Raw genomic sequence first — 26,442 nt, forward strand, 5'->3', positions numbered from 1 at the left:
AAACCCGTCGAAACTTTCTCGACTGCCCAGAAGTCATCAAAAGACAGCGGGGCAGCCCAAAGACCATTTGACGGAGGCGACATGGCGGCGATTCATATCGGTATTTCAGGCTGGCGCTACACACCTTGGCGAGGTGGTTTCTACCCAAAGGGGCTGACCCAGAAGCGTGAATTGCAATTTGCGTCCCGGGCGGTCAACAGCATTGAAATCAATGGATCGTTTTACGCCCTGCAACGGCCAGAACGTTATACCCAGTGGTACGCCGAAACCCCGGCCGATTTCGTCTTCAGCGTCAAAGCACCACGCTTCATCACCCACATCAAACGTCTGCGCGACATTCATAAGCCGCTGGCGAATTTTTTTGCTTCCGGGATCCTGGAGCTGAAAGAAAAACTCGGCCCAATACTCTGGCAGTTTCCACCCAATTTCAAATTCGATGCCGAGCTGTTCGAAAGTTTTTTGAAGCAATTACCCCAGGACACACAACAGGCTGCCGCCCTCGCCCGCCAGCACGATTCGCACCTGCACGGTCACGCCAGCATGAAGGCTTACAAGAAAAAGCCGTTACGCCACGCCGTTGAAATCAGGAACGAAACCTTTGTCGATCCGGCGTTCGTGCGCCTGCTCAAGCGCTACAACGTTGCCTTGGTCATCGCCGACACCGCCGGTAAATGGCCGTACCGCGAAGACCTCACCAGTGATTTCGTTTACCTGCGCCTGCACGGAGCCGAAGAGCTCTACGCCAGCGGTTACACCCCTGAGGCGCTGGAGCGTTGGGGTGAACGAATCGAGGCCTGGAACCACGGGCAGCAACCAGCGGATCCACAGCTGATCGCGCCAAAGCAAAAACCCAAGGCGCGCAAGTCCCGCGAAGTGTTCTGCTATTTCGACAACGACATCAAGGTCCGCGCGCCCTTCGATGCGCGGCGCTTGCTTGAGCATTTCCACCTCGATCAAGGCCTCGCCACCGCCCCCGGTGAACCGGTTGCCGAAGGAGTGCTGCCATGAACATTTCCGAGCCGCTGGGCCATGCCGATAATCAGCCGGAAATCCTCAGCGCCGTGCGGCGATTTACCGTGCTGACTGTCAACACGCACAAGGGTTTTACTGCACTCAACCGGCGTTTCATCCTGCCCGAATTGCGCGAAGCGGTGCGCAGCGTTTCAGCCGATGTGGTGTTTTTGCAGGAAGTGCATGGCACCCACGAGCATCATCCGCAGCGCTACAGCAACTGGCCGACAAAGCCTCAGTACGAATTCCTCGCCGACACGTTGTGGCCGCAGTTTGCCTATGGCCGCAACGCGGTCTACCCGGAGGGCGATCACGGTAATGCGCTGCTGTCGAAATTCCAGATCGTGCGTCACGACAACCTCGACGTGTCCATCAGCGGCCATGAAAACCGTGGTCTCCTGCATTGCGTATTGCGCCTGCCCGGCGACGGGCCTGAGGTGCATGCGATTTGCGTCCACCTGGGGCTACGCGAAACCCACCGAACGGCACAACTCAAATTGCTGGAACAACGCCTCGAAGAGCTTCCGGCCGACGCGCCGGTGATTGTCGCCGGCGACTTCAACGATTGGCGCCAGCGTGCCGACGCGCTGCTCAAGCCCTCTGGTCTGCGAGAGGTTTTCGCCGAGCACCACGGCAAACCGGCGCGCAGTTTTCCGGCGCGGCTGCCAACGCTACGTCTGGACCGCATCTATGTGCGCAACCTCAAGGCCAGCCGCCCGCAAGTCCTGACAGCGCGCCCCTGGTCACACCTTTCCGACCACGCACCGCTATCGGTGGAGATCGAGTTATGAGCAGCGCGCCAATAGAGCCAGCCACCATTGAACACGTACCCAGCACCCCGCCGGTGCGTGAGCCCGGCGTGGTTGACGTTGAATACGGCTGGCAGGGCAACAACCTGGTGCAACTGCTGGAGAACGGCGAAGCGTATTTCCCCCGGGTATTCGAGGCCATGCGCCAGGCCAAGAGCGAAATCCTCCTGGAAACCTTCATTGTGTTCGAGGACAAGGTCGGCAAAGAGCTGCAGCAAGTGTTGATCGACGCAGCTCAACGCGGGGTGCGGGTTACTGCCAGTCTTGACGGCTTCGGCTCTGGCGAGTTGAGCACCGAGTATCTGGCGGCGTTGAGCCAGGCCGGTGTGCACCTGCAAATATTCGATCCGGCACCCAAACGCCTGGGCATTCGCACTAATTGGTTCCGCCGCCTGCACCGCAAGATTGTGGTGGTGGACGGCACAATTGCGTTCATCGGCGGGATCAACTTTTCCGCCGACCACCTGGCCGACTTCGGTCCCGAGGCGAAACAGGATTACTCCGTTGAAGTGCAAGGCCCGGCGGTGACCGATATTCATCATTTCGCCCTGATGCAGAGTGGCCGCCCGGGGCGCGCCAAATACTGGTGGCAGCGGCGCCGTCAACGACGCTCGGAACTGGCGTTCAGCGAGCACGACGGCCAGGTCAGGCTGGTGTACCGCGACAATGGTGACCATCGAACCGACATCGAAGAGGTTTATCGCCTGGCGTTGCGTAGCGCCCAGCGCCGCGTGGTGATCGCCAACGCCTACTTCTTTCCGGGTTATCGCCTGCTGCGCGAGATCCGCAACGCCGCGCGCCGTGGTGTTGATGTGCGGCTGATCCTGCAAGGCCAGCCGGATTTGTTGGTGGCCAAACTCGCCGCGCGCATGACCTACGACTATCTGCTCAAATCCGGCGTGCAGATTCACGAATATTGCGAGCGACCGCTGCACGGCAAGGTTGCGCTGGTTGACGAAGACTGGAGCACGGTCGGCTCCAGCAACCTCGACCCGTTGAGCCTGTCGATGAACCTTGAGGCCAACGTGTTGATCCGCGATCGCGCCTTCAACCGCGAACTGTTCGAACGCCTCGATATCCTGAGCAAACACCACTGCAAAGCCATGTCACCGGACAAGGCGCCGCGTGGACGGGTCTGGCATATGACCGTCGGCTTTCTGGTGTTTCACTTTTTGCGCCACTTCCCCGCGTGGGCCGGTTGGCTGCCAGCGCATAAGCCGCGCTTGAAGCGTTTTACCCATTCAGGGAGCGAAACGCCATGAGCCGCGCTGAAGCCTCCTCGACCAGCCACGCCACCGCGCCAGGGAAATCACGTCTAAGCCGCTGGAAAAAGCCGCTGACGATGCTGTTTTTCCTGGCGCTGATTGTGCTGTTCACAATGCTCGCCCAGCGCATCGAATGGAACGAAGTGTTCGACACCCTGGCCGATTTCAAGGTGCGCACACTGATCATCGCGTCCGGCCTGACACTGGTGAGTTTTCTGGTCTACGCCTGCTTCGACCTGATCGGCCGCACCTACATCCGCCAGGACCTGACCTGGAAGCAGATCCTGCCGGTGGGCATTATCAGCTACGCCTTCAACCTCAACCTGAGCGCATGGGTCGGCGGCATTGCCATGCGTTATCGGCTGTATTCACGGCTCGGCGTGAGCAAAGGCAACATCGCGAAAATCCTCGGGTTGAGTCTGGCGACGAACTGGTTCGGCTACATGGTGATTGCCGGCGCAGTGTTCAGCAGCGGGCTGGTTCGAATGCCGCCTGGCTGGAAGCTGAGCAGCGACGCGTTGCAGGGTGTGGACGTGTTGTTGCTGCTGGTGAGCGCGGGGTATCTGGCGGCGTGCCGGTTTTCCAAGCGTCGGGAATGGGCAATACGCGGGGTGGAAATCAACCTGCCGTCGCTGCGCATGGCGATGCTGCAACTGGCACTCGGGGCGCTGAACTGGTCGTTGATGGCTGCGGTGATTTTCACGCTGCTGCCGAGCAAGCTCGACTATCCGTTAGTCCTGGGGGTGTTGTTGATCAGCGCGATTGCCGGGGTGATCACGCACATTCCTGCAGGGCTCGGGGTGCTGGAGGCGGTGTTTGTGGCGTTGCTGCAACACGAGGCTTCGCGGGGAAGTCTGGTGGCGGGATTGCTGGCGTATCGGGCGATTTACTTTATTTTGCCGCTGTTGATTACGTTGGTGATGTACCTGGTTGTGGAGGCCAAGGCGAAGTCGTTGCGGATCTCGAAAAAACCAAAGTGACAGGGTGTTTGTGAGGACGCCATCGCGGGCAAGCCCGCTCCCACAATGGATCGTATTCTCCTGAAGTACCCGTTCAAATGTGGGAGCGGGCTTGCCCGCGATGGCGTACTCACAAGCACTGCAAATCTCAGCTGGACTGAATAATGCTCAACCGCTCACCCACCACCATCTCGGTAATCCAGTCCACCAGAATCGAGGTGTACGCCTGTTGCGACACCGGCTCGCTCAACGCGTGATCCGCGCCATCGATGATTCGGTGGGTCAGCGAATGCGTCTGCTGACACGCGGCGCGGTAGCTCATGATGGTTGCGTGAGGCACATAGTCGTCCGCCTCCGATTCGACCAGCAGCACATCGCCGGTGAATTGCGAGCAGGCGTGCAGCGCGCGGTTGCTGTCGGCGCGCACCAGCGTGTTGCGGTAATCGCGCAAGTCAGCCTTGTCCAGATCACGTTTGGGCGTGTGCCAGTGATCGTCGCGATACAGCGCCGGCACCCGCAGCGCCAGCCAGCGCACAGGTCGCAGCGACGTCAGGATCGACGCCAGATAACCGCCATAACTGGTGCCGACCACCGCGATGGCGGACGTGTCGAGCGCCGGATGGGCCAGTAGGCGATCGTACGCCGCCAGCAGGTCTCGCAGGTTGTCTTCACGCGTCACCCGGGTCAGCGGAATGCCGGTGCCGCCCGTGTGACCGCGCAGGTCGAACGTCAGGCATACGCAGCCCAGACCGGCGATGCCTTTGGCCCGCTCCAGGTCCCGCTCCTGACTGCCGCCCCAACCATGGACGAACAACACACCGGGGACTTTCGATTTGGGGCTCAGAAACGTCCCGCTCATTTGTTCATCGTCGATGTCGATCTGAATGGTTTCACTTCTAGCCGTCATAGGATTTAACCGTCACGTACTTGAGAAGAAAGTCGGTGTTTTCCGCAGGGCCGCGATACACCTCGATGGCGTCCGCCGGCAGCGGTTGATCGATATAGGTTTCCACCGAAGAGACGTGGATCGCACGCATCCCCGGGTCGTTGATGAAGCTCTGCAGCGCGGCCACTTCAGCGCTGCTGGCACCGCCCATGCGCCAGGATTGTTCCAGCACGCCGCTGCGTTGTTTGCCGGCATTGTCCAGGCCTTGGGCAATGTCGTAATTGCGCCGCGAGGCAAAGAAACCGGGATAGGCTTCGTTCGCGGCGCGGTCAAACACTTGGGCCTGGCGGATAGCCAGTCGCACATCCTCTGGTAGAGGCAGCGCCAGCAGATCGTCGTAATCGCCTTGAACCACCAGCAGGTTGGACCCTCCATAAACCTGCTCGCCCTGACCGTCTTCGGTCAAGTATTGATCACCGCAATAAGTCAGCACCTTGTCGCCGATAAAACTCTGGCCGACGCTGTGGGTGACCACGTTGTCGAGGTCCTGCTCAAGCACCACGCCCTGGGTGAACAGCTCATAGGCATCGGGACGAGCCAGCACGGCATCGAACTGGTCAAGGCGTTTGATCACTTCCTGGCCACGTCCGGCGCAGGCATGAACCGGCTTGACGCGGATGGGACCGCTGTCGAGCAATTGCTTCGCCGCCGGGCGTGCGTCGTCGAGAGCAAACACGCTCAGCCCATCGAGCACCACGCTGCGTACGCGCTCGCAAAACTGCGATGACCAGCCTTGCGGGGCGTGGGCATTCTTGTTGAGCAGGCCGTGGCTGATGGCTTTGGTGCAGATGAAATCATGGTCGACGTAACCGCCCCACAAATCCTCCGGCCCCTTGACGCCCAGTTGCCGGGCTACCGCAACGCCCACCAGGGTCTGGGTTGGCAACAGGTAAAGGTCTTGACCTTTATGAAGCTCTGGATCGTAGCTGCCGCCGTACTTGAGCCCCAGGATTTGCGCCAGCCAGCGGGCCAGGGCGCGATTGGTCTCGACTTCATGCTGGGGCGCTTCGGGGCGGACTGAATGGGCCACCACCAGCTTCTTGCGGTTTGTTGGGGTCATGCGTCCCCCTTCAATCTGCGTTCGATGAATGTAGTTTGAAGGGTGCAGAGATCAGGCCAAGGGGCGATGGATGGAAACGATTTTGAAATCAGTCAGTTGCGAAAACACTGATAGCACCAGGCCTGCTTTATTCTGCACGACGGAGGCTCTAACTCCTGCATTTTGCACGACAGACACAGATCCACTGTGGGAGCGGGCTTGCTCGCGAAGGCGGTGTATCAATTTGCATCAATGTCGACTGATAGACCGCATTCGCGAGCAAGCCCGCTCCCACAACTTATCCGGTGTCGATGCAGGCTACCGCGCGATGGAGGCAGTCGGCGTAACCCCAAATCGAGCCCGGTAATCGCTCGGCGCCAGCCCGGTAATTTTCTTGAAGGTCGCACGAAACGCACCGGGGTCCTGATACCCCACTGTCCAGGCAATGTGATCGATGGTGCCGTTGCTGAACTCAAGCATCTCCCGCGCCTTGCCCACCCGCAGATGCTGGCAGTATTCGGTGGGTTTGAGCCCGGTCGCCGAACGGAAACGCCGAAGGAAAGTGCGCTCCTCCAGCCCCGCCCGTTCCGCCATCGCCGTCAGCGAAACATCGGTAGCCCCGGTGCTTTGCAGCCAATGCTGAACCTTGAGAATCGAGGCATCGCCATGGCTCAGGATCGGTGAAAAATTGCTGCCACATTCACTGGCGCTGTCGCTGTGTTCCACCACCAGAAAACGCGCAGTGCCGGTGGCGATGCTCGGGCCGAGCAGGCGGTCAACCAGACGCAGACCCAACTCCGACCAGGCCATCAACCCGGCGGTGGTGATCAGGTCGCCGTCATCGACGATGGGGGTGTCGGCCTTGAGTTTGATCGCCGGGTAACGTTCGGCGAAAGACTTGGCCGAGGTCCAATGAGTGGTCGCGCTGCGGCCATCGAGCAGGCCGCTTTCGGCCAGCAGGATCGAGCCAACACAGACGCCGCCCAGGGTTGCCCCGCCAGCATGTTGCTGATGAAGCCAATGAATCAGCGCCTGCGATACCTGGCCTTTGGAAAATCCGCCAATCGACGGCGGAATCAACACTGCCACCAAGGCGTTGTCGGGCCCCGGATGGCTGTCGTACACCCGCGCAGGGGGCTGATCGCCCTCGACCTGCCAATGGCTGACCCGCAACAGTGGCAACTGCGCCGTCTGATGCTCGGCAGCAATCCGGTTCGCCACCCCGAACAAATCTGTCAGCCCATGCACCGCCGCCATCTGCGCACCGGGGTACATCAACACGCCCAGTTCGACGATTGCCCTTTGTGCATCCATTGTCAGTTTTACCCCTTCTATTGTCGGTGCGGCCAATCCCGGGACGGCCTGCCAGCCCCGATACTCCATTCCACACCAACGTACACGCCGAGGAAACAGTCATGGCCAAGCAAGCACTCATCCTAGTCGATATCCAAAACGACTACTTCCCCCAAGGCAAGTGGCCGCTGGTCGGAGCCGACGCCGCCGCGGACAACGCCGTCCGCTTGCTCAAAGCCTTTCGCGAAGCCGGTGATTCGGTGGTGTACATCCGCCACGAATTCACCTCCAGCGAGGCGCCATTTTTTACCCCGGGCTCCGAAGGCGCGAAGCTGCATCCCAAGATTCTCAACCGCGCCGATGAGCCGGTGGTGCTCAAGCACTTCGTCAACTCGTTCCGCGAAACCGAGCTCAAATCGATCCTTGACGAGCAAGGCATCAAGGAACTGGTGATCGTTGGCAGCATGAGCCACATGTGCGTCGACGGCATTACCCGCGCCGCTGCCGACTTCGGCTACACCGTCACCGTGATCCATGACGCCTGTGCCTCGCGTGATCTGGAATTCAACGGCATCACCGTGCCAGCCGCCCAGGTTCACGCCGCCTTCATGTCGGCCCTCGGATTCGCTTACGCCAACGTGATTTCCACTGACGAATTCCTGGCGGCCAGCCACTAACGCCTCAACTGTTTGATCGAATTCCGAAATGAACCCGCCGCGCTGGAGCGCCGCGGGTCTTTTTTTGCCAAGAAAAAAGTGAGACAAAAAATCTCACGCGTGAGCTATTGAGAGCGACAGAATTTGCCTGTAGTGTTTCTCACGCGTGAGATTTTCACAACGGAGTCACCAGTATGAAAAGTCGCTCTCCATCAGGTCCGCCTGCCGAGCCTGTAACCGATTCAGCGAGCCAGAAGGGAGAGCGCTCGAAACCGTCCGCGAAAAAGCCATCGAGTTTCTATATGAAGCAGATGCGCGCGGGCCTGGCGGGTGCCGGTTATGTGAAACACGAGACTTGGGTGCTTCCCGAAAACCGAAGCCTGCTCAAGCAGATGGAGAAACAGCTACGCCAACCGATTCTGGCTGGCTCATTCATGTCGGAGAATTACATGAGCGCAGGTACTAACTGGAACATCGATCGTCTGTTCAGCGCCCTTCAGGCACTGGACGAAGTGGTTTCTAACGACATCACGCTTTCTCTGGTTCAAGGCTCCGAGTCCAGCATCAAGCTGGAAATGAACGATTTCGGTGGCCTGCCGATTTACATCGCGGTGGTGGGCGAGCAGATCATCGTCGACACGGTTCTGGTAGACGTCGAGTCGATCAAGGATGTGCCGGCTTTCAACGATGCCGTACTGCGCAGTCGCGAACTGTTCCCGCTGTCCTCGATCGGTATCGAGTCGATGCCGAACGGCCAGATCGTCTACAACATGTTCGGCGCACTGAGCTCCGATTCCAGCCTGACCAACGTCGTGACCGAGGTCAAAACCCTGGTCGACAATGTGCAACGCGCCAGCGAAGCCTTTGAACGTTTTTTCCATTAATTTTTCAGGAATAGGGATTATCCAATGACTCAGTCCATCTGGAGCAAATTGTTCACCGCGCTGCGCGGCGGTGCCAATGAAGTCGGCGAATCGATCGTCGACCAACAGGCCCTGCGTATCCTCGACCAGGAAATTCGTGATGCTGACAGCGCCCTGGCCAACGCCAAGCGTGAGCTGGTCACCATCATGGCCAAGCACAAACTGTCGGCTGATCGCGTGAGCGAATACAACGCCAAGATCAAGGACCTGGAATCCAAGGCCCTGGCCGCCATCCAGGCCAACCGTGAAGACCTGGCGATGGAAGTGGCTGAAGCCATTTCGACTTTGACCAACGAACTGGACGTCGAGCAAAAGCAGGCCACCGAGTTCGGTGGATACGCGGACAACATGCGCAAAGACATCACCAAGGCCGAAAACCGCATCAAGAGCCTGCGCCAGCAAGTGGACATGGCCAAGGCACGTGAAAGCGTACAAAAGGCCCAGGTCAGCGCGTCCATCGCCAGTGGCGGCGCCAACGGCAAGCTGGAAACCGCCGTCGGTACACTGAACCGTCTGCAAGCCAAGCAGCAGCAACGTGCCGCTGAACTGCAAGCTCAGGACGAACTGGCGGATGCGTCGACTGGTACTGACCTGGAGCGCAAATTGCGCGAAGCCGGCATCACACCGGATTCGGGCAGCGCCAATGCGATCCTGGAACGCCTGAAGCAGAAGTCGGCCGAGTAACTTTACCGGACGCATAACCTGTGGGAGCGAGCTTGCTCGCGATTGCGGTTTGCCAGTCGACATTAATGCTGACAGACACATCGCCATCGCGAGCAAGCTCGCGCCCACATGGATCGGTGCTGATTCATTGCCCTTCTTTTTTACGTCGAGGTCAAGGATGGATGCCCTGAAGGGTTTCAAGACAATCGCCGGCGTGGCAATTTTCATGGTCGCGCTGCAGGTGCTCAACGCCATGACCGGCTACAGCCTTTTGTCATTTGGCCTGGTCCCGAGAACGCTCTTCGGGCTGCCCGGCATCCTCACCTCGCCTTTTCTCCACGCCTCATTTGCGCACCTGAGCGCCAACCTGATCCCTTTTTTAATTCTGGGCACGCTCGTAATTATCGAAGGGCTCAACCGGTTTCTGGCGGTCAGCGCCATCATCATTGTGCTGGGCGGCTCGCTGGTCTGGCTGTTCGGTTTCAAAGGCGTGCACATCGGCGCCAGCGGCTGGGTGTTCGGGCTGTGGGCTTACCTTCTGGCGCGTGCCTGGTTCCAGAGAAGCTGGGGCAACCTGGTGACGGCCAGCGTCGTGGCGCTGCTCTATGGCGGTTTGATTTTTGGCTTCCTGCCTCGCCAAGGGGTTTCCTTCGAAGGTCACCTCTTTGGCGCATTCGCCGGGTTTATTGCAGCCAAGGTACTTTTTTCTGCGCCGCGCAGCAGGTTTAATGCGGCCCGTTAACCGCTATCAGGCTTTCAGATGCCATGGCGATAACGTCGCCAGGAATCAGTACCCACGGAGTCAGGGACAAAATGTCGATTTTCCTTTTATTGCGCTTGTACGCCTCGTCCCAATTCCACCGATTCGGCTGGGCAGGCCTGGTGCAAACCCCATCAGACGATCTGACTCCGGCCACCGTGCTGGCGGTCAATCCACTGAGCCCGTTCGGGCACGTCCTCGCCCACTTCAATGACAGTGAAATCGCCTCCACTCGCCTCAAGGAAATCTCCAATGGGATGGTTTAAACAATTGATGGGGCTTGAGGCCCCGAACGCGAATACCGATTCGAAATGGACGGCCAGCGAAACCGCGTCACCCGCCAACGGCCCGTTGGGACTGGCCTTGGGCAAGGGCGTGATGTTCGACACGTCCCTGAGATTGTTGCTCGACGGCAACACCACGGTGACCATCCCGGGCTCCCAGCAGATCTGGAGCAACGGCACCATCGACCTCGGGCAGTCGACCTGGCTGTCGCGCTATTACATGAACGACGAAGACTACTGGCTGCAGGTGCACACCACCGGCGACATCGCCGGGCAGGTCGAGTCGGTGATCCTGTTCAATTACCTCAGCTACATCACCATCAGCAGTGAAGCGGAACTGCGTCGGCTGGCCGGCCCGCAAAGCCTGATCGGGCTGCCGACCTACACCCACAACGGCGTGGAATACACCCGCGAATGGGGCACCGAGAATGGCCAGACAGAGCTGGTGGCACTGAGCGAACAACTGAAAAACCCGGACGAGTCCTACAGCATCGAGCACCGATCGATGCTGTACGCCCGCGAAACCGGCCTGACCGATCGCCGGGAATTCCTGCTGTTTTCCGTTGAAGAAGACGCTGAAGGCACCATCAGCTTGAGCACGTCCTTGGGCATCTCGCTGTACACAACCGACCTGAACACGTTCTAAAAAGGAACAAGTCCATGCTAGAAGCGCTCTCCATCTCCCTGAACAAAGCCGCCGTATTCGGGTTTGTTTCCTACCTGCTCGGCGCCGCCGTGTTGTTCGCCCTGTTCCAGTTCATCTACACCCGCATCACTCCGCACAAGGAGTTCGAGCTGATCCGTTCGGGCAACGTGGCCGCCGCTATCGCCTTGGGCGGTGCAATCGTCGGCTTCGCCATTCCGGCCAGCAACGTGATTGCCTACTCCATCAGCATTCTGGACTTCGCTGTCTGGGCGGTGATTGCAGCCCTCGTTCAATTGCTGGCATTCCTGGTGACCAGCCTGGTGCTCAAAGGCACCTCTGAACGCATCAGGAAAGGTGAAATCGCGGCCGGCATCTACGTCGCAGCAGTGGCCATCAGCGTCGGCATGCTCAACGCCGCCTGCATGACCCCTACCCAGAACTGATTGCGCAACGGAGATCCCGATGAAACGAAGCAAGTACGTTCAGCTCTCGCTGGCCGCATCGGTCGCCATGGCGATATCCGGTTGCGGGCCGACAGAAAAAACCTACGCGGTGCAGAAGAAGTACAACTTCCAGTCCGTGCAGCAGTGCGCTGATGAAAAATTGCCGGTGGATGTCTGCTCCGACGCCTACATGACCGCCATGGCCGAGCATCGCCGTATTGCGCCGGTGTACGACAACCAGGCCGATTGTAATGCCGACTTTGTCGCCGACTGGTGCCAGCAGGATTCCGCTGGCAAGTTCATCCCCAAGCTGGGCGGTTTCGAACTGACCGCCGACGGCCAGGTCACGCAATCCCAGGTCGACGCGGCCAAGGCTCAATTACCCGCCTCGGAAACGGCGAACACGGGTGGCTCGGGTTTCTCCACCAGCAGCCTGCTGACCGGCCTGCTGATCGGCAACATGCTGAGCAGCAACCGCAACAGCTACTACTCCGAGCCGGTGTACCGTTATCGCGATGATCGCGGTAATTACGGTTCCTCAACGCTCAACCAGCGGATTTCCAAAGGCTCGACGTTTACCAGGTCCAATCAGGCCAGGTACGGCAGCAGCAACTACGCCGACTCGGTCCGTTCCTCCACCAGCAAGCCGGTTTCCGTTGCTTCGTCCACCTCCCGTGGTGGCTTTGGCAGCAAGGCCAGCGCACGCAGCGGCTGGGGCGGCGGCGGGTCGAGCAGTTAAGGAACCGGACCATGAAGAGAATCCTCTGCGCAGAGCGTCATGACTGGAAACAGACGGCCGAGAGTCTCGGCTTTCTGTTCCATACCATCGACAACGAACCCTATTGGGACGAGAGCGCGTATTACCAGTTCACGCTCAAGCAAATCGAGAACGATCTCGAAGACCCGACCACCGAGATCCACGAGATGTGCATGGACCTGGTGGCCCGGGTGGTGCAGAGCGAGCAATTGCTGGAGCGCCTGAGCATTCCCGCGCCGTACTTCGACCTGATTCGCACCTCTTGGCTCGAAGGCCACCCGCATCTGTACGGGCGCATGGATTTTTCCTACAACGGCAACGGCCCGGCGAAGTTGCTGGAACTCAACTACGACACGCCGACCAGCTTGTATGAGGCCGCAGCGTTTCAATGGGGCTGGCTGGAACAGTGCATCGAGCGCGGTTTGCTGCCCAAGCATGCCGACCAGTTCAACAGCATCGACACCAAACTGCATCAGGCTTTCGCCCAACTGCAGCTCAAACAGCCTTTCTATTTCGCCTCGATGAAAGACTCGGTCGAAGACAAAGGCACCACCGATTACTTGCGCCTGATCGCGGAAAAGGTGGGCATCGAATCACGCCACATCGACATCGAAGACATCGGCCTGACGAGCGACGGTCGTTTCGTCGACCTCGAAGATCGCTGGATCCCGCATCTGTTCAAGCTGCACGCCTGGGAATTCATCTTCCACGAGCCTTTCGGCGCAGCCATCGCCCAGAGCGACACGCAGTTTTTCGAGCCGGCCTGGAAATCCATCATTTCCAACAAAGGCATCCTGCCGCTGCTGTGGGAATTCAACAAAGGTCACCCGAACCTGCTGGCGGCGCACCTGGATACCGAGCCGAACAAAGCGGTGCCCAAAGGCTGGGTGCGTAAACCGTTCTTCTCCCGGGAAGGCGCCAACATCGAACTGCAAACAGCCGAAGGTCTGATCGTAAAAGAGGACGGCCCCTACACCGACGCGCCGTTTATCCTTCAGGAGTTCGCTCCGCTGCCGCAGTTTGGTGACAGCTTTACCTTGATCGGTGCCTGGGTGATCGGGGATCAGGCGGCCGGCATCGGCGTGCGCGAGGACAATAGTTTGATTACCAAGGATTCAAGCCGGTTCTTGCCGCATCTGATACTCGACTGATCCATCCTGCGCCCATAAAAAAGACCGGGAACGGACAGATAGTCAGACGCCCACAAGACTTATGGCTGAAATGCCGGATAATGGCGGCCATTCGTTTAGCCGTTATTCTGGTAATCCCCCATGGAAATCAAGGTCAACTTTCTCGACAACCTTCGACTTGAAGCCAGGTTCGACGACTTCACGGTGGTGGCCGACCAACCTATCCGCTACAAGGGCGATGGCTCGGCACCGGGACCGTTCGACTACTTCCTGGCGTCGTCGGCGTTGTGCGCGGCGTATTTTGTGAAGTTGTATTGCAGCACGCGCAATATCCCCACGGACAACATCCGCCTGTCGCAGAACAATATTGTTGACCCGGAAAACCGCTACAACCAGATTTTCAAGATCCAGGTCGAGTTGCCGGCGGACATCTCCGACAAGGATCGCCAGGGCATCCTGCGTTCCATCGACCGTTGCACCGTGAAAAAAGTGGTGCAGGCCGGGCCTGAGTTTGTGATCGAAGAAGTGGAAAACCTCGACGCCGATGCCCAGGCGTTGCTGATGCCTGCTTCTAACTCAACTTCCGAGGCGGGCACTTACATTGCCGGCAAGGATCTGCCGCTGGAGCAAACCATCGCCAACATGTCGGCCATTCTGGCGGACCTGGGCATGAAGATCGAAATCGCTTCGTGGCGCAATATCGTGCCCAACGTATGGTCACTGCATATCCGCGACGCGCACTCGCCGATGTGCTTTACCAACGGCAAGGGTGCAACCAAGGAAGGCGCGTTGGCGTCGGCGTTGGGCGAGTTTATCGAGCGACTCAACTGCAACTTCTTCTACAACGACCAGTTCTGGGGCGAGGACATCGCCAACGCAGCGTTTGTGCACTACCCGGACGAACGCTGGTTCAAGCCTGGCCGTAAAGACGCGCTGCCGACCGAAATCCTCGACGAGTACTGCCTGAAGATTTACAACCGCGACGGCGAGCTGCGTGGCTCCCATCTGATCGACACCAACTCGGGCAATGAAGAGCGCGGCATCTGCTCGCTGCCATTCGTGCGCCAGTCGGACGGCGAGGTGGTGTATTTCCCGTCCAACCTGATTGAAAACCTTTTCCTGAGCAACGGCATGAGTGCCGGCAATACCTTGGCCGAAGCCCAGGTGCAGTGCCTGTCGGAAATCTTCGAGCGCGCGGTAAAACGCGAAATCATCGAAGGTGAATTCGCCCTGCCGGATGTGCCGGCCAGCGTGCTGGCGAAGTACCCGGGAATACTGGCCGGCATTCAGGCGCTGGAAGAGCAAGGTTTCCCGGTGTTAGTGAAGGATGCGTCTCTGGGCGGTGAATTCCCGGTGATGTGCGTCACGCTGATGAACCCGCGTACCGGCGGTGTGTTCGCCTCCTTCGGCGCGCACCCGAGCCTGGAAGTGGCATTGGAACGCAGCCTGACCGAGTTGCTTCAGGGCCGCAGTTTCGAAGGCCTCAACGATTTGCCGCAGCCAACGTTCGAAGGTCATGCGGTGACCGAGCCGAACAACTTCGTCGAGCACTTTATCGACTCCAGCGGCGTGGTGTCGTGGCGCTTCTTCAGCTCAAAGTCGGATTACGAATTCGTGGAGTGGGATTTCTCCGGCCAGGGTGAAAACTCGAATGCCGAGGAAGCCGCGACCTTGTTCGGCATTCTCAAAGGCATGGGCAAAGAAGCGTACATGGCCGTCTACGAGCATATCGGCGCCACGGCGTGCCGAATCCTGGTACCGGACTATTCGGAAATCTATCCCGCGGACGATCTGATCTGGGATAACACCAACAAAGCGCTGTTCTTCCGCGCCGACATCCTCAACCTGCATCGCCTGGACGAAGAAGAGCTGCAGGCGCTGGTTGAGCGTCTGGTGGAAAGTGAGCTGGACGACTACACCGACATCACCTCCTTGATCGGCATCGAATTTGACGACAATACCGCCTGGGGTCAGCTGACGATCCTGGAGTTGAAGCTGCTGATTTATCTCGCCTTGCAGCAATTCGAAGAAGCGAAAGAGGCGGTAGAACAGTTCCTGCAGTACAACGACAACACCGTTGAGCGCGGCTTGTTCTATCAGGCGATCAATGCCGTGCTGGAGATGAAGCTGGACGAAGACCTGGAACTGGAAGACTACGAAGCCAACTTCCGCCGGATGTTTGGCAACGAGCGGATGGATGCAGCGATCGGCTCGGTAGATGGCACCGTGCGGTTCCATGGCTTGACGCCGACCAGCATGAAACTGGAGGGGCTCGACAGGCATTTGCGCTTGATCGAGAGCTACAAAAAACTGCATACCGCACGGACCAACGTAACGACGTTATCCCGTTAACGGCGCCCACAAAAAAAGCGAAGCCAGATGGCTTCGTTTTTTTTTACTGACTGGGATCGCTGCTTTTTAGAACGGAATATCGTCATCAAAGCTGTCGAAATCCGGAGCCGGTTGCGGCGCTGCCTGCTGTGGAGGCGGAGCCTGACGCGACTGTTGCGGTGCCGATTGCTGCGGACGCGGAGCCTGCTGGCGTGGGGCCGGAGCGGACTGCTGGTAGTTATTGCCCCCGCCTTGTTGGTCGCCCTGCTGTGGACGGCCGCCCAGCAGCTGCATGGTGCCTTGCATGTCGACCACGATTTCTGTGGTGTAACGCTTGATACCGTCTTTTTCCCACTCGCGGGTCTGCAGCTTGCCTTCGATGTACACCTGCGAACCTTTACGCAGGTATTCGCCGGCGATCTCGGCCACTTTGCCGAACATCGAAACACGGTGCCATTCGGTCTTCTCGACCTTCTGACCGGTTTGCTTGTCGGTCCACTGTTCGCTCGTCGCCAGACTCAGGTTGGTCACGGCATTACCGTTAGGCAAGTAGCGAACTTCGGGATCCTGGCCGCAAGTGCCGACCAATATGACTTTGTTAACCCCACGGGCCATAACGTTCTCCTAGGCTACGCACGCTGCCTCGGCCGGGTTGTTCACCAGGCGCTCAAGGGTCGTGCGATCCAATAGTTCTGTGTCCAATTTGATGTAAATCGCCGCCTCATCAGCAACGATCACCGCATCTGTTACCCCTACGACGGCCTTCAAGCGCTCAACCAGACCCGCTTCGCGGATCGCCTCGGGCGACAACGGCAAGCGCAGGCTCGTGACATAAGGTGGTTCGCGCATGGTAACAGCAAAGGCCAGCCAGAGGGCAGCCAGGCCGGCGCATCCGAGGAACACAACCGACAGACCGCCATGCTGGAACAGCCAGCCGCCGAGGATCCCGCCCAACGCCGAACCGAGGAACTGACTGGTGGAATAAACCCCCATCGCCGTGCCTTTGCCGCCTGCTGGTGAAACCTTGCTGATCAGCGATGGCAATGAAGCTTCCAGCAGATTGAACGCGGTGAAGAACACCACCGTACCAATCACCAGAGCTCGCAGGCTGTCGCCGAACTGCCAGAAGAATAGCTCAGTGAGCATCAGCGTCAGCACCGCGCCCAATAAAACTCGTTTCATTTTGCGTTTCTTCTCGCCGTAGATGATGAACGGGATCATGGCGAAGAAAGAGATCAACAGCGCAGTAAGGTAGACCCACCAGTGCTGCTCTTTAGGCAGCCCGGCTTTTTCGACCAGCGCCAAAGGCAGTGCAACGAAGCTCGACATCAACATCGCGTGCAACACAAAAATACCCAGGTCCAGACGCAACAGGTCCGGATGCTTGAGCGTCGGTATCAGCGCCTGGCGCGCGACGCCGGATTCGCGGTGCTGCAACGGCCCGGTCGAACGCGGCACCATGAACATCACGATCACGATGCCGAACAGGGCCATGCCGCCGGTGGCGAGGAACAGGCCGGAAAGGCCGAACGCACGGGTCAGCAACGGTCCTACAACCATGGCGACAGCAAACGACAGACCAATCGTCATGCCGATCATGGCCATGGCTTTGGTCCGATGCTGTTCCCGGGTCAGGTCAGACAGCAGCGCCATCACGGCGGCGGAAATCGCCCCGGCGCCTTGCAGGATTCGTCCGGCGATCACGCCCCAGATCGAATCGGCATTGGCCGCCAGCACGCTGCCCAAGGCAAAGACGATCAAGCCCAGGTAAATCACTGGACGTCGTCCGATGCGATCGGAAATGAAGCCGAAAGGAATCTGGAAAATCGCCTGGGTCAGGCCGTAAGCGCCAATCGCCAGCCCGATGAGGGCCGGGGTCGCGCCTGCCAGATCCATCCCATAGGTCGCCAATACCGGCAACACCATGAACATGCCAAGCATACGGAAGGCGAACACCAGGGCCAGACCGCTTGCTGCGCGGGTCTCACTGCCACTCATGCGTTCGCTGTGGGGATCGTGCATGGAAAAACCTCATGTGAACCGGCGGCGATTCTACCAGTCCCATCGATTGACAGGGTATATCGCGACGCTTTGACGCGCTCTGCTGACAGACTCTTCATGTAAGACATCAACCCGCTCGTTTGATAGTGTGCATCCATCCAGTATTTGGCCGTATACTCCTACGTTTTCGACGCCCGCCAAGCGAGGCCACTTTGGACAAGATCCTGATTCGTGGGGCCCGAACCCACAACCTGAAGAACATCGACCTGACCCTGCCACGGGACAAACTGATCGTCATCACCGGCCTGTCCGGATCCGGCAAATCGTCCCTGGCGTTCGACACGCTGTATGCCGAAGGCCAACGCCGCTACGTCGAATCGCTGTCGGCCTATGCCCGGCAGTTTTTGTCGATGATGGAAAAGCCTGACGTCGACACCATCGAAGGTCTGTCGCCAGCCATTTCCATCGAACAGAAATCGACCTCGCACAACCCGCGTTCGACGGTCGGCACCATCACCGAAATCTACGACTACCTGCGCCTGCTTTACGCTCGCGTGGGTATTCCGCGCTGCCCGGACCATGACATTCCACTGGAAGCGCAGACCGTCAGTCAGATGGTCGACCTGGTCCTCGCCCAACCGGAGGGCAGCAAACTCATGCTGCTGGCCCCGGTGATTCGCGAGCGCAAAGGCGAACACCTTTCGGTCTTCGAAGAACTGCGCGCCCAGGGTTTTGTGCGCGCGCGAGTCAACGGACGGCTTTGCGAACTCGACGAGCTGCCCAAGCTGGACAAACAGAAGAAGCACTCGATCGATGTCGTGGTCGACCGCTTCAAGGTTCGCGCCGATCTGCAACAGCGTCTGGCCGAGTCGTTCGAGACCGCCTTGAAGCTGGCGGATGGCATTGCCCTGGTTGCGCCAATGGACGACGAGCCTGGCGAAGAGATCATCTTCTCCGCGCGCTTCGCTTGCCCGATCTGCGGTCATGCCATCAGCGAGCTGGAACCCAAGCTGTTCTCCTTCAACAACCCGGCCGGCGCCTGCCCGACATGCGATGGCCTGGGCGTGAAGCAGTTCTTCGACATCAAGCGACTGGTGAATGGCGAGTTGACGCTGGCCGAAGGGGCGATTCGCGGCTGGGACAGGCGTAACGTCTATTACTTCCAGATGCTCGGCTCGCTGGCCTCGCACTACAAGTTCAGCCTGGAGGTGCCGTTCAACGATCTGTCGGCCGATCAGCAGAAATCCATCCTGCACGGCAGCGGTTCGCAGAACGTCGACTTCAAGTACCTGAACGACCGTGGCGATATCGTCAAACGCTCGCACCCGTTCGAAGGCATCGTGCCGAATCTGGAACGCCGCTACCGCGAAACCGAGTCGGCATCGGTGCGTGAAGAGCTGGCCAAGTTCCTCAGCACCCAGCCTTGCCCGGATTGCCGCGGGACTCGTCTGCGTCGCGAAGCGCGACACGTATGGGTGGGTGAGAAGACGCTTCCAGCGGTGACGAATCTGCCGATTGGCGACGCCTGTGAATACTTTGGCGTACTGAAACTCACGGGCCGTCGCGGCGAAATTGCCGACAAGATTCTCAAGGAAATCCGCGAGCGCCTGCAGTTTCTGGTCAACGTCGGCCTGGATTATCTGTCCCTGGATCGCAGCGCGGATACGTTGTCTGGCGGTGAAGCCCAGCGGATTCGCCTGGCCAGCCAGATTGGCGCTGGCCTTGTGGGCGTCCTGTACATCCTCGACGAACCGTCCATCGGTCTGCACCAACGAGACAATGATCGATTGCTGGGAACGCTCAAGCACCTGCGCGACATCGGCAATACGGTGATTGTGGTCGAGCACGATGAAGATGCCATTCGCCTGGCGGACTATGTCGTCGATATTGGTCCGGGTGCGGGCGTCCACGGTGGGCACATCGTCGCCGAAGGCACCCCGGCCGAGGTCATGGCTCACCCCGACTCCTTGACCGGCAAGTATTTGTCGGGCCGGGTCAAGATCGCCGTTCCGGCCAAGCGCACACCGCGTAACAAGAAGCTGTCGCTGTCCCTCAAGGGCGCTCGCGGCAACAACTTGCGCAATGTCGACCTGGACATTCCGATTGGTCTGTTGACCTGTGTGACCGGCGTGTCCGGCTCGGGCAAGTCGACACTGATCAACAACACGCTGTTCCCCTTGAGCGCTACCGCACTCAACGGCGCAACGACACTTGAGGCCGCTGCTCACGACAGCATCAAAGGTCTGGAGCACCTGGATAAGGTGGTCGACATCGACCAGAGCCCGATCGGGCGCACGCCGCGCTCCAACCCGGCGACCTATACCGGTCTGTTCACGCCGATCCGCGAATTGTTTGCGGGTGTGCCGGAGTCCCGTTCGCGCGGTTATGGCCCGGGACGCTTCTCCTTCAACGTGAAGGGTGGACGTTGCGAGGCGTGTCAGGGCGACGGTCTGATCAAGGTCGAGATGCACTTCCTGCCGGACATCTATGTCCCGTGCGACGTCTGCAAGAGCAAGCGCTACAACCGCGAAACCCTTGAGATCAAGTACAAGGGCAAGAGCATCCACGAAACCCTCGAGATGACCATCGAGGAAGCCCGGGTGTTCTTCGATGCAGTTCCGGCGCTGGCGCGCAAGCTTCAGACGTTGATGGATGTCGGTCTGTCGTACATCAAGCTGGGACAATCGGCGACCACGTTGTCAGGCGGTGAAGCCCAGCGGGTGAAGCTGTCCCGGGAACTGTCCAAGCGAGATACCGGCAAGACGCTGTACATCCTCGACGAGCCAACCACTGGCCTGCACTTCGCGGATATTCAGCAACTGCTCGACGTATTGCATCGTTTGCGCGACCACGGCAACACGGTGGTGGTGATCGAGCATAACCTCGATGTCATCAAGACTGCCGACTGGCTGGTCGACCTGGGGCCGGAAGGCGGCTCCAAGGGCGGACAGATCATTGCGGTCGGGACACCGGAAGAAGTGTCCGAGATGAAGCAGTCTCACACCGGTTTCTACCTCAAGCCGCTGCTGGCTCGCGACAAAGCCTGAATCCGGCCCATGAAAAAGCCCCTGTCACTTCATCAGTGACAGGGGCTTTTTTGTAGCCGGTGCAATCAGGTGTGCGATTGCAGGTAGTTCTCAAGACCGATCAGCTTGATCAGACCCAACTGCTTCTCGAGCCAGTAGGTGTGATCTTCTTCGGTGTCGTTCAGCTGAATACGCAGCATCTCGCGGCTAACGTAGTCTTTGTGCAATTCGCAAAGCTCAATCCCTTTGCACAGGGCGGCGCGGACTTTGTATTCCAGTCGCAAGTCGGCGGCAAGCATGTCCGGCACGGTGGTGCCGACATCGAGGTCATCCGGACGCATGCGCGGCGTGCCTTCAAGCATCAGAATACGGCGCATCAGGGCATCGGCATGCCCTGCTTCTTCTTCCATCTCGTGGTTGATTCGTTCGTAGAGCTTGGTGAATCCCCAGTCCTCATACATCCGCGAGTGAACGAAATATTGATCACGCGCGGCCAGTTCGCCGGTCAGCAACGTGTTGAGGTAATCGATTACGTCCGGGTGCCCTTGCATGCCCTACATCTCCCTGCTTGAAAGGCTGTAGTTTGAACTACGACGACTGTTTGGTCACTTCGTTTGCGCTATAAAAGCGAAGATATTCTGGGATAAGTGGCTTAAATAACGCCAAAACCGCCCTAATGAGGGCGGTTCTACTTCTCGTTTAGACTTCGTTAAGCTGTACGCCCAACGCCTTCGCGATTGCTTCTCCATACGCCGGGTCGGCACTGTAGAAGTGCTGCAACTGACGATCGACCACGTCATCGGAAACCCCGGCCATTGCACCGGCAATGTTCCTGACCAACAAGGCCCTCTGCTCATCGCTCATGAGTCGGAATAGCGCGCCGGCATGGCTGTAGTAGTCAGTGTCTTCGCGATGATCATATCGCTCAGCCGCACCGCTGAGCGCAAGAGGCGGCTCGGCGTAGCGAGGAGCCTGCTTTGGCGACTCGACGTAGCTGTTCGGCTCGTAGTTCGGTGCCGCCCCGCCATTGCTGCCAAACGCCATCGAACCATCGCGCTGGTAGCTGTTCACCGGGCTACGAGGTGCATTCACCGGCAGTTGTTGATGATTGGTGCCGATACGGTAGCGGTGGGCATCGGCATAAGCGAACACGCGCCCCTGGAGCATACGATCGGGGGACAGACCAACACCGGGGACCATGTTGCTCGGACCGAACGCCGCCTGCTCCACTTCAGCGAAGTAGTTCAGCGGATTACGATTGAGCTCGAGTTCGCCCACTTCGATCAGCGGAAATTCTTTCTGCGACCAGGTTTTGGTCACGTCGAACGGATTCTCGTAGTGAGCCGCAGCCTGTGCTTCAGACATGATCTGGATGCACACACGCCATTTCGGGAAGTCACCACGCTCAATCGCCTCGAACAGGTCACGCTGCGCGTAATCCGGATCGGTACCGGCCAGGCGTGCAGCCTCTGCCGGCGCGAGGTTCTTGATGCCTTGCTTGGTTTTGTAGTGCCACTTCACCCAATGCCGCTCGCCTTTGGCGCTGATCAGGCTGTAGGTGTGGCTGCCAAAGCCATGCATGTGGCGGTATCCGTCAGGAATGCCACGGTCCGAAAACAAGATGGTGACCTGGTGCAGCGCCTCAGGCGAGTGCGACCAGAAGTCCCACATCATCTGCGCACTTTTCAGATTGCTTTGCGGCAGACGTTTTTGGGTGTGGATAAAGTCCGGAAATTTGAGTGGATCGCGGATAAAAAATACGGGCGTGTTGTTGCCAACAATGTCCCAGTTGCCTTCCTCGGTATAAAACTTCAAAGCAAAGCCACGTGGATCGCGCTCGGTGTCGGCCGAACCGCGCTCACCGCCGACGGTAGAGAAGCGCAAGAATGTCGGCGTTTGCTTACCGACCGATTCAAACAGTTTGGCGCTGGTGTACTCGGTGATATCCCGAGTCACGGTGAACGTACCGTAAGCTCCCGAGCCTTTGGCGTGCACACGACGCTCAGGGATGTTTTCACGGTTGAAGTGGGCAAGCTTCTCGATCAGGTGGAAGTCGTCGAGCAGCAGCGGGCCGCGAGGGCCGGCGGAACGGGAATTCTGGTTGTCGGCGACAGGAGCGCCACTGGCGGTGGTAAGCGTTTTATTTTGGCTCATGCAATCTCTTCCTCTGTCAGTCTTGAACTGCCGGCTAATCGGCTGAGAGGGAGTATTGATCAAGAACGTTACAGCCACAAATTCATTAACTTTCGACTATCGATAGATAATTACTAATTACATTCAGGAATGTATGTCGACCGCGATGCTTTTCGATCAGGCACAAAAAACCGGGCACTAGGCCCGGTTCTTCGTTTCAGACTGACGCCTTACTCAGCGGATACAGCTTCACCGCCGGTAGCACGATCAACCAACTCGACGTACGCCATAGGCGCGTTGTCGCCAGTGCGGAAACCGCACTTGAGGATGCGCAGGTAGCCACCCTCACGGGTAGCGTAACGCTTGCCCAGGTCGTTGAAGAGCTTACCAACGATAGCTTTCGAACGAGTACGGTCGAAAGCCAGACGGCGGTTAGCCAGGCTGTCTGTCTTGGCCAAAGTGATCAGCGGCTCAGCAACGCGACGCAGTTCTTTAGCTTTCGGCAGTGTAGTTTTGATCAGCTCGTGCTCGAACAGCGACACTGCCATGTTTTGAAACATGGCCTTGCGGTGCGAGCTAGTGCGGCTCAGGTGACGACCACTTTTACGATGACGCATGGTTCATTCCTTACCAAACACGACGTTCGGTGATTACGACGATCAGGCAGTCGCCTTGTCGTCCTTCTTAAGACTTGCAGGCGGCCAGTTGTCGAGGCGCATGCCGAGGGACAGACCGCGGGAGGCCAGAACGTCCTTGATTTCAGTCAAGGATTTCTTGCCAAGGTTCGGAGTCTTCAACAGCTCTACTTCGGTACGCTGAATCAGGTCACCGATGTAGTAGATGTTTTCCGCCTTAAGGCAGTTAGCCGAACGTACAGTCAGTTCCAGATCGTCAACCGGGCGAAGCAGGATCGGATCGATCTCGTCTTCCTGCTCAACAACCACTGGCTCACTGTCACCTTTGAGGTCGACGAACGCAGCCAACTGCTGTTGCAGAATGGTTGCAGCGCGGCGGATAGCCTCTTCAGGATCCAGGGTACCGTTGGTTTCCAGATCAATAACCAGCTTGTCCAGGTTAGTACGCTGCTCGACACGGGCGTTTTCCACCACGTATGCGATACGGCGAACCGGGCTGAACGAAGAGTCAAGCTGCAAGCGACCGATGCTGCGGCTTTCGTCTTCATCGCTCTGACGCGAGTCTGCCGGTTCATAACCACGACCACGAGCTACGGTGAGCTTCATGTTCAGGGCGCCGTTAGACGCCAGGTTAGCGATTACGTGATCGGGGTTAACGATCTCGACATCATGATCCAGCTGAATATCGGCAGCGGTAACCACCCCCGAACCCTTCTTCGACAAGGTCAGCGTAACTTCGTCACGACCGTGCAGCTTGATAGCCAGACCTTTAAGGTTCAACAGGATTTCAATTACGTCTTCCTGTACGCCTTCGATGGCGCTGTACTCATGGAGTACACCGTCAATCTCGGCCTCGACTACTGCACAGCCGGGCATTGAGGACAACAGGATGCGGCGCAGCGCGTTGCCCAGGGTGTGGCCGAAACCACGCTCGAGAGGCTCGAGAGTGATCTTGGCGCGGGTTGGACTGACAACCTGCACATCAATATGGCGGGGTGTCAGGAACTCATTTACCGAAATCTGCATGGATGCACCTATTTTCTAGCCCTTACTTGGAGTAGAGCTCGACAATCAGGCTTTCGTTGATGTCGGCGGACAGATCACTGCGAGCAGGAACGTTCTTGAAAACGCCCGACTTCTTCTCAGTGTCTACTTCTACCCATTCTACGCGGCCACGTTGGGCACACAGATCGAGAGCTTGGACAATGCGAAGTTGGTTCTTTGCTTTCTCGCGAATCGCGACCACGTCACCAGCACGAACCTGGTAAGACGGCACGTTTACGGTCTGACCGTTAACGCTGACGGATTTGTGCGATACCAGCTGACGGGATTCGGCACGAGTAGAGCCAAAACCCATACGGTATACAACGTTGTCCAGACGGCATTCGAGCAGTTGCAGCAGGTTTTCACCGGTTGCACCTTTCTTGCCAGCAGCTTCTTTGTAGTAGCCGCTGAATTGACGCTCGAGAACGCCGTAGATACGACGGACCTTCTGCTTTTCACGCAGTTGGGTGCCGTAATCGGACTGGCGACCGCGGCGTTGGCCGTGGATACCAGGTGCTGCTTCGATGTTGCACTTCGATTCGATCGCGCGCACGCCGCTCTTCAGAAAGAGATCGGTGCCTTCGCGACGAGCGAGTTTGCATTTTGGACCAATGTAACGAGCCATTCTTTACAATCTCCTGGATTACACGCGGCGCTTCTTCGGCGGACGGCACCCGTTGTGCGGGATTGGCGTCACGTCGGTGATGCTGGCGATCTTGTAGCCACAGCCGTTCAAAGCGCGGACTGCAGATTCACGACCTGGGCCTGGACCTTTGACGTTAACGTCGAGGTTTTTCAGACCGTATTCCAGCGCAGCTTGACCAGCACGTTCAGCAGCTACTTGAGCAGCAAACGGGGTGGACTTGCGGGAACCGCGGAAACCCGAACCACCGGAGGTAGCCCAGGAAAGAGCGTTGCCTTGACGGTCGGTGATGGTCACGATTGTGTTGTTAAAAGACGCGTGGATGTGGGCGATGCCATCAACCACTGTCTTTTTGACTTTTTTACGAGGACGAGCAGCAGGTTTAGCCATGATTAATTTCCTGTCGATTCGCTGGGGCGATTACTTGCGGATCGGCTTACGCGGACCTTTACGGGTACGCGCGTTAGTCTTGGTACGCTGACCGCGCACTGGAAGACCACGACGATGACGCAGACCGCGATAGCAACCGAGGTCCATCAAACGCTTGATTTTCATGTTGATTTCGCGACGCAGGTCACCTTCAGTGGTGAACTTCGCCACTTCGCCACGCAGCTGTTCAATCTGCTCGTCGCTCAGATCTTTGATCTTTGCGGCTGGGTTTACCCCAGTCACTGCACAAATCTTCTGTGCAGTAGTGCGACCAACACCATAGATGTAGGTCAGCGAGATAACAGTATGCTTGTTATCTGGAATGTTAACGCCTGCAATACGGGCCATTCAGTGGGACTCCAATTGACAGCTACCTACGCCCCGGAAGCCAAGAAATAGGGCGCGAGATAATATCGCTGTAATAACAAATAATCAACCCGGTAGCGCACTAGCTACCGGGCTTGAAGCACAATCACACTCAGCCTTGGCGCTGTTTGTGACGCGGTTCCGCGCTGCAAATTACTCGAACAACACCTTCGCGGCGAATAATCTTGCAGTTACGGCACAGCTTTTTCACCGATGCACGAACTTTCATCACCAACTCCTCGAACCTTAT

General features: G+C 58.2%; 27 protein-coding genes and 1 pseudogene. 15 read left to right on the plus strand and 13 right to left on the minus strand.

Features of this window, described 5'->3' with window-relative positions:
- The first annotated feature begins 81 nt into the window (after nt 1-81).
- The 4 genes from K5K95_RS05335 to K5K95_RS05350 are packed head-to-tail and all read left to right on the plus strand — an operon-like array spanning nt 82 to nt 4,065.
- Nucleotides 82-1,008, plus strand: a complete 927-nt coding sequence (locus K5K95_RS05335) for a DUF72 domain-containing protein (protein ID WP_222588654.1) — start codon at nt 82-84, stop codon at nt 1,006-1,008.
- A complete protein-coding gene (locus K5K95_RS05340; RefSeq protein ID WP_222588655.1) occupies nt 1,005-1,802 on the plus strand; it encodes an endonuclease/exonuclease/phosphatase family protein in 798 nt (265 codons plus the stop codon). Before K5K95_RS05335 ends, K5K95_RS05340 begins: the two co-directional genes overlap by 4 nt.
- Nucleotides 1,799-3,082 carry a cardiolipin synthase ClsB gene (clsB, locus tag K5K95_RS05345; protein WP_222588656.1) on the plus strand — a complete coding sequence of 428 codons (1,284 nt, stop codon included), beginning with the start codon at nt 1,799-1,801 and terminating at the stop codon, nt 3,080-3,082. Before K5K95_RS05340 ends, clsB begins: the two co-directional genes overlap by 4 nt.
- Nucleotides 3,079-4,065: a lysylphosphatidylglycerol synthase domain-containing protein gene (locus tag K5K95_RS05350; protein WP_222588657.1), complete on the plus strand. Its 987-nt coding sequence runs from the start codon at nt 3,079-3,081 to the stop codon at nt 4,063-4,065. Before clsB ends, K5K95_RS05350 begins: the two co-directional genes overlap by 4 nt.
- 127 nt (nt 4,066-4,192) lie before the next feature.
- Here the strand turns inward: K5K95_RS05350 and K5K95_RS05355 are convergent, their stop codons facing one another.
- The 3 genes from K5K95_RS05355 to K5K95_RS05365 form a co-directional block, all read right to left on the minus strand.
- Nucleotides 4,193-4,951 (minus strand): alpha/beta hydrolase family protein, encoded by a 759-nt coding sequence (locus tag K5K95_RS05355; protein WP_222588658.1) that lies wholly within the window; start codon nt 4,949-4,951, stop codon nt 4,193-4,195.
- Nucleotides 4,941-6,050: a DUF3182 family protein gene (locus tag K5K95_RS05360; RefSeq protein ID WP_222588659.1), complete on the minus strand. Its 1,110-nt coding sequence runs from the start codon at nt 6,048-6,050 to the stop codon at nt 4,941-4,943. Before K5K95_RS05360 ends, K5K95_RS05355 begins: the two co-directional genes overlap by 11 nt.
- A 297-nt stretch (nt 6,051-6,347) precedes the next feature.
- The gene (locus K5K95_RS05365) at nt 6,348-7,343 is read right to left on the minus strand and encodes a GlxA family transcriptional regulator (protein WP_222588660.1); all 996 of its coding nucleotides are present in this window, start codon (nt 7,341-7,343) and stop codon (nt 6,348-6,350) included.
- A gap of 101 nt (nt 7,344-7,444) precedes the next feature.
- Here K5K95_RS05365 and K5K95_RS05370 point away from each other — a divergent pair, with 101 nt between their 5' ends.
- The 10 genes and pseudogenes from K5K95_RS05370 to K5K95_RS05415 all read left to right on the plus strand — a co-directional run bounded on the left by K5K95_RS05370 (nt 7,445) and on the right by K5K95_RS05415 (nt 15,936).
- Nucleotides 7,445-7,999, plus strand: a complete 555-nt coding sequence (locus K5K95_RS05370) for a cysteine hydrolase family protein (RefSeq protein ID WP_222588661.1) — start codon at nt 7,445-7,447, stop codon at nt 7,997-7,999.
- 173 nt (nt 8,000-8,172) lie between these two features.
- The gene (locus K5K95_RS05375) at nt 8,173-8,862 is read left to right on the plus strand and encodes a YjfI family protein (RefSeq protein ID WP_090179257.1); all 690 of its coding nucleotides are present in this window, start codon (nt 8,173-8,175) and stop codon (nt 8,860-8,862) included.
- A 24-nt stretch (nt 8,863-8,886) separates the two neighbouring features.
- Nucleotides 8,887-9,585 carry a PspA/IM30 family protein gene (locus K5K95_RS05380; protein WP_208671235.1) on the plus strand — a complete coding sequence of 233 codons (699 nt, stop codon included), beginning with the start codon at nt 8,887-8,889 and terminating at the stop codon, nt 9,583-9,585.
- A 157-nt stretch (nt 9,586-9,742) separates the two neighbouring features.
- Nucleotides 9,743-10,306, plus strand: coding sequence for a rhomboid family intramembrane serine protease (locus K5K95_RS05385; RefSeq protein ID WP_222588662.1), 564 nt, complete (start codon nt 9,743-9,745; stop codon nt 10,304-10,306).
- 137 nt (nt 10,307-10,443) lie between these two features.
- Nucleotides 10,444-10,554, plus strand: a pseudogene (locus K5K95_RS05390) (potassium channel protein); the annotation flags it as partial.
- 22 nt (nt 10,555-10,576) lie between these two features.
- Nucleotides 10,577-11,254, plus strand: a complete 678-nt coding sequence (locus tag K5K95_RS05395; RefSeq protein ID WP_222588663.1) for a DUF2491 family protein — start codon at nt 10,577-10,579, stop codon at nt 11,252-11,254.
- Nucleotides 11,255-11,268: 14 nt separating this feature from the next.
- A complete protein-coding gene (locus K5K95_RS05400; RefSeq protein ID WP_222588664.1) occupies nt 11,269-11,697 on the plus strand; it encodes a DUF350 domain-containing protein in 429 nt (142 codons plus the stop codon).
- A 19-nt stretch (nt 11,698-11,716) separates the two neighbouring features.
- Entirely contained in the window at nt 11,717-12,436 is a 720-nt protein-coding gene (locus tag K5K95_RS05405) for a DUF1190 domain-containing protein (RefSeq protein WP_222588665.1), read from the plus strand.
- A gap of 11 nt (nt 12,437-12,447) precedes the next feature.
- Complete coding sequence (locus K5K95_RS05410) at nt 12,448-13,605, plus strand: glutathionylspermidine synthase family protein (protein WP_222588666.1); 1,158 nt, start codon at nt 12,448-12,450, stop codon at nt 13,603-13,605.
- Between the two features lie 120 nt (nt 13,606-13,725).
- A complete protein-coding gene (locus K5K95_RS05415; protein WP_222588667.1) occupies nt 13,726-15,936 on the plus strand; it encodes an OsmC domain/YcaO domain-containing protein in 2,211 nt (736 codons plus the stop codon).
- 66 nt (nt 15,937-16,002) lie between these two features.
- Here the strand turns inward: K5K95_RS05415 and K5K95_RS05420 are convergent, their stop codons facing one another.
- Together K5K95_RS05420 and K5K95_RS05425 are read right to left on the minus strand one after the other, a co-directional pair.
- Nucleotides 16,003-16,530, minus strand: a complete 528-nt coding sequence (locus tag K5K95_RS05420; protein ID WP_010467282.1) for a single-stranded DNA-binding protein — start codon at nt 16,528-16,530, stop codon at nt 16,003-16,005.
- A gap of 9 nt (nt 16,531-16,539) precedes the next feature.
- Complete coding sequence (locus K5K95_RS05425) at nt 16,540-17,937, minus strand: MFS transporter (RefSeq protein WP_046053254.1); 1,398 nt, start codon at nt 17,935-17,937, stop codon at nt 16,540-16,542.
- A 191-nt stretch (nt 17,938-18,128) separates the two neighbouring features.
- Between K5K95_RS05425 and uvrA the strand changes: the two genes are divergently transcribed.
- Entirely contained in the window at nt 18,129-20,963 is a 2,835-nt protein-coding gene (uvrA, locus tag K5K95_RS05430) for an excinuclease ABC subunit UvrA (protein ID WP_222588668.1), read from the plus strand.
- Nucleotides 20,964-21,028: 65 nt separating this feature from the next.
- On the opposite strand, the gene bfr is transcribed toward uvrA, so the two are convergent.
- The 8 genes from bfr to rpmJ form a co-directional block, all read right to left on the minus strand.
- Complete coding sequence (gene bfr / locus K5K95_RS05435; RefSeq protein ID WP_090179226.1) at nt 21,029-21,493, minus strand: bacterioferritin; 465 nt, start codon at nt 21,491-21,493, stop codon at nt 21,029-21,031.
- A gap of 148 nt (nt 21,494-21,641) precedes the next feature.
- Entirely contained in the window at nt 21,642-23,096 is a 1,455-nt protein-coding gene (locus K5K95_RS05440; RefSeq protein WP_222588669.1) for a catalase, read from the minus strand.
- Nucleotides 23,097-23,305: 209 nt separating this feature from the next.
- A complete protein-coding gene (rplQ, locus tag K5K95_RS05445; protein ID WP_007943777.1) occupies nt 23,306-23,692 on the minus strand; it encodes a 50S ribosomal protein L17 in 387 nt (128 codons plus the stop codon).
- Nucleotides 23,693-23,734: 42 nt separating this feature from the next.
- Entirely contained in the window at nt 23,735-24,736 is a 1,002-nt protein-coding gene (locus K5K95_RS05450; RefSeq protein ID WP_003186012.1) for a DNA-directed RNA polymerase subunit alpha, read from the minus strand.
- 22 nt (nt 24,737-24,758) lie between these two features.
- Nucleotides 24,759-25,379: a 30S ribosomal protein S4 gene (gene rpsD, locus K5K95_RS05455; protein ID WP_003210056.1), complete on the minus strand. Its 621-nt coding sequence runs from the start codon at nt 25,377-25,379 to the stop codon at nt 24,759-24,761.
- An 18-nt stretch (nt 25,380-25,397) separates the two neighbouring features.
- A complete protein-coding gene (gene rpsK / locus K5K95_RS05460; RefSeq protein ID WP_002555466.1) occupies nt 25,398-25,787 on the minus strand; it encodes a 30S ribosomal protein S11 in 390 nt (129 codons plus the stop codon).
- Nucleotides 25,788-25,817: 30 nt separating this feature from the next.
- Nucleotides 25,818-26,174, minus strand: coding sequence for a 30S ribosomal protein S13 (gene rpsM, locus K5K95_RS05465; RefSeq protein ID WP_003186020.1), 357 nt, complete (start codon nt 26,172-26,174; stop codon nt 25,818-25,820).
- A gap of 130 nt (nt 26,175-26,304) precedes the next feature.
- Complete coding sequence (gene rpmJ / locus K5K95_RS05470; RefSeq protein WP_002555468.1) at nt 26,305-26,421, minus strand: 50S ribosomal protein L36; 117 nt, start codon at nt 26,419-26,421, stop codon at nt 26,305-26,307.
- Between the last annotated feature and the right edge of the window lie 21 nt (nt 26,422-26,442).

Source organism: Pseudomonas sp. DR48, assembly GCF_019823085.1.
In the GTDB taxonomy this organism is placed as follows: domain Bacteria; phylum Pseudomonadota; class Gammaproteobacteria; order Pseudomonadales; family Pseudomonadaceae; genus Aquipseudomonas.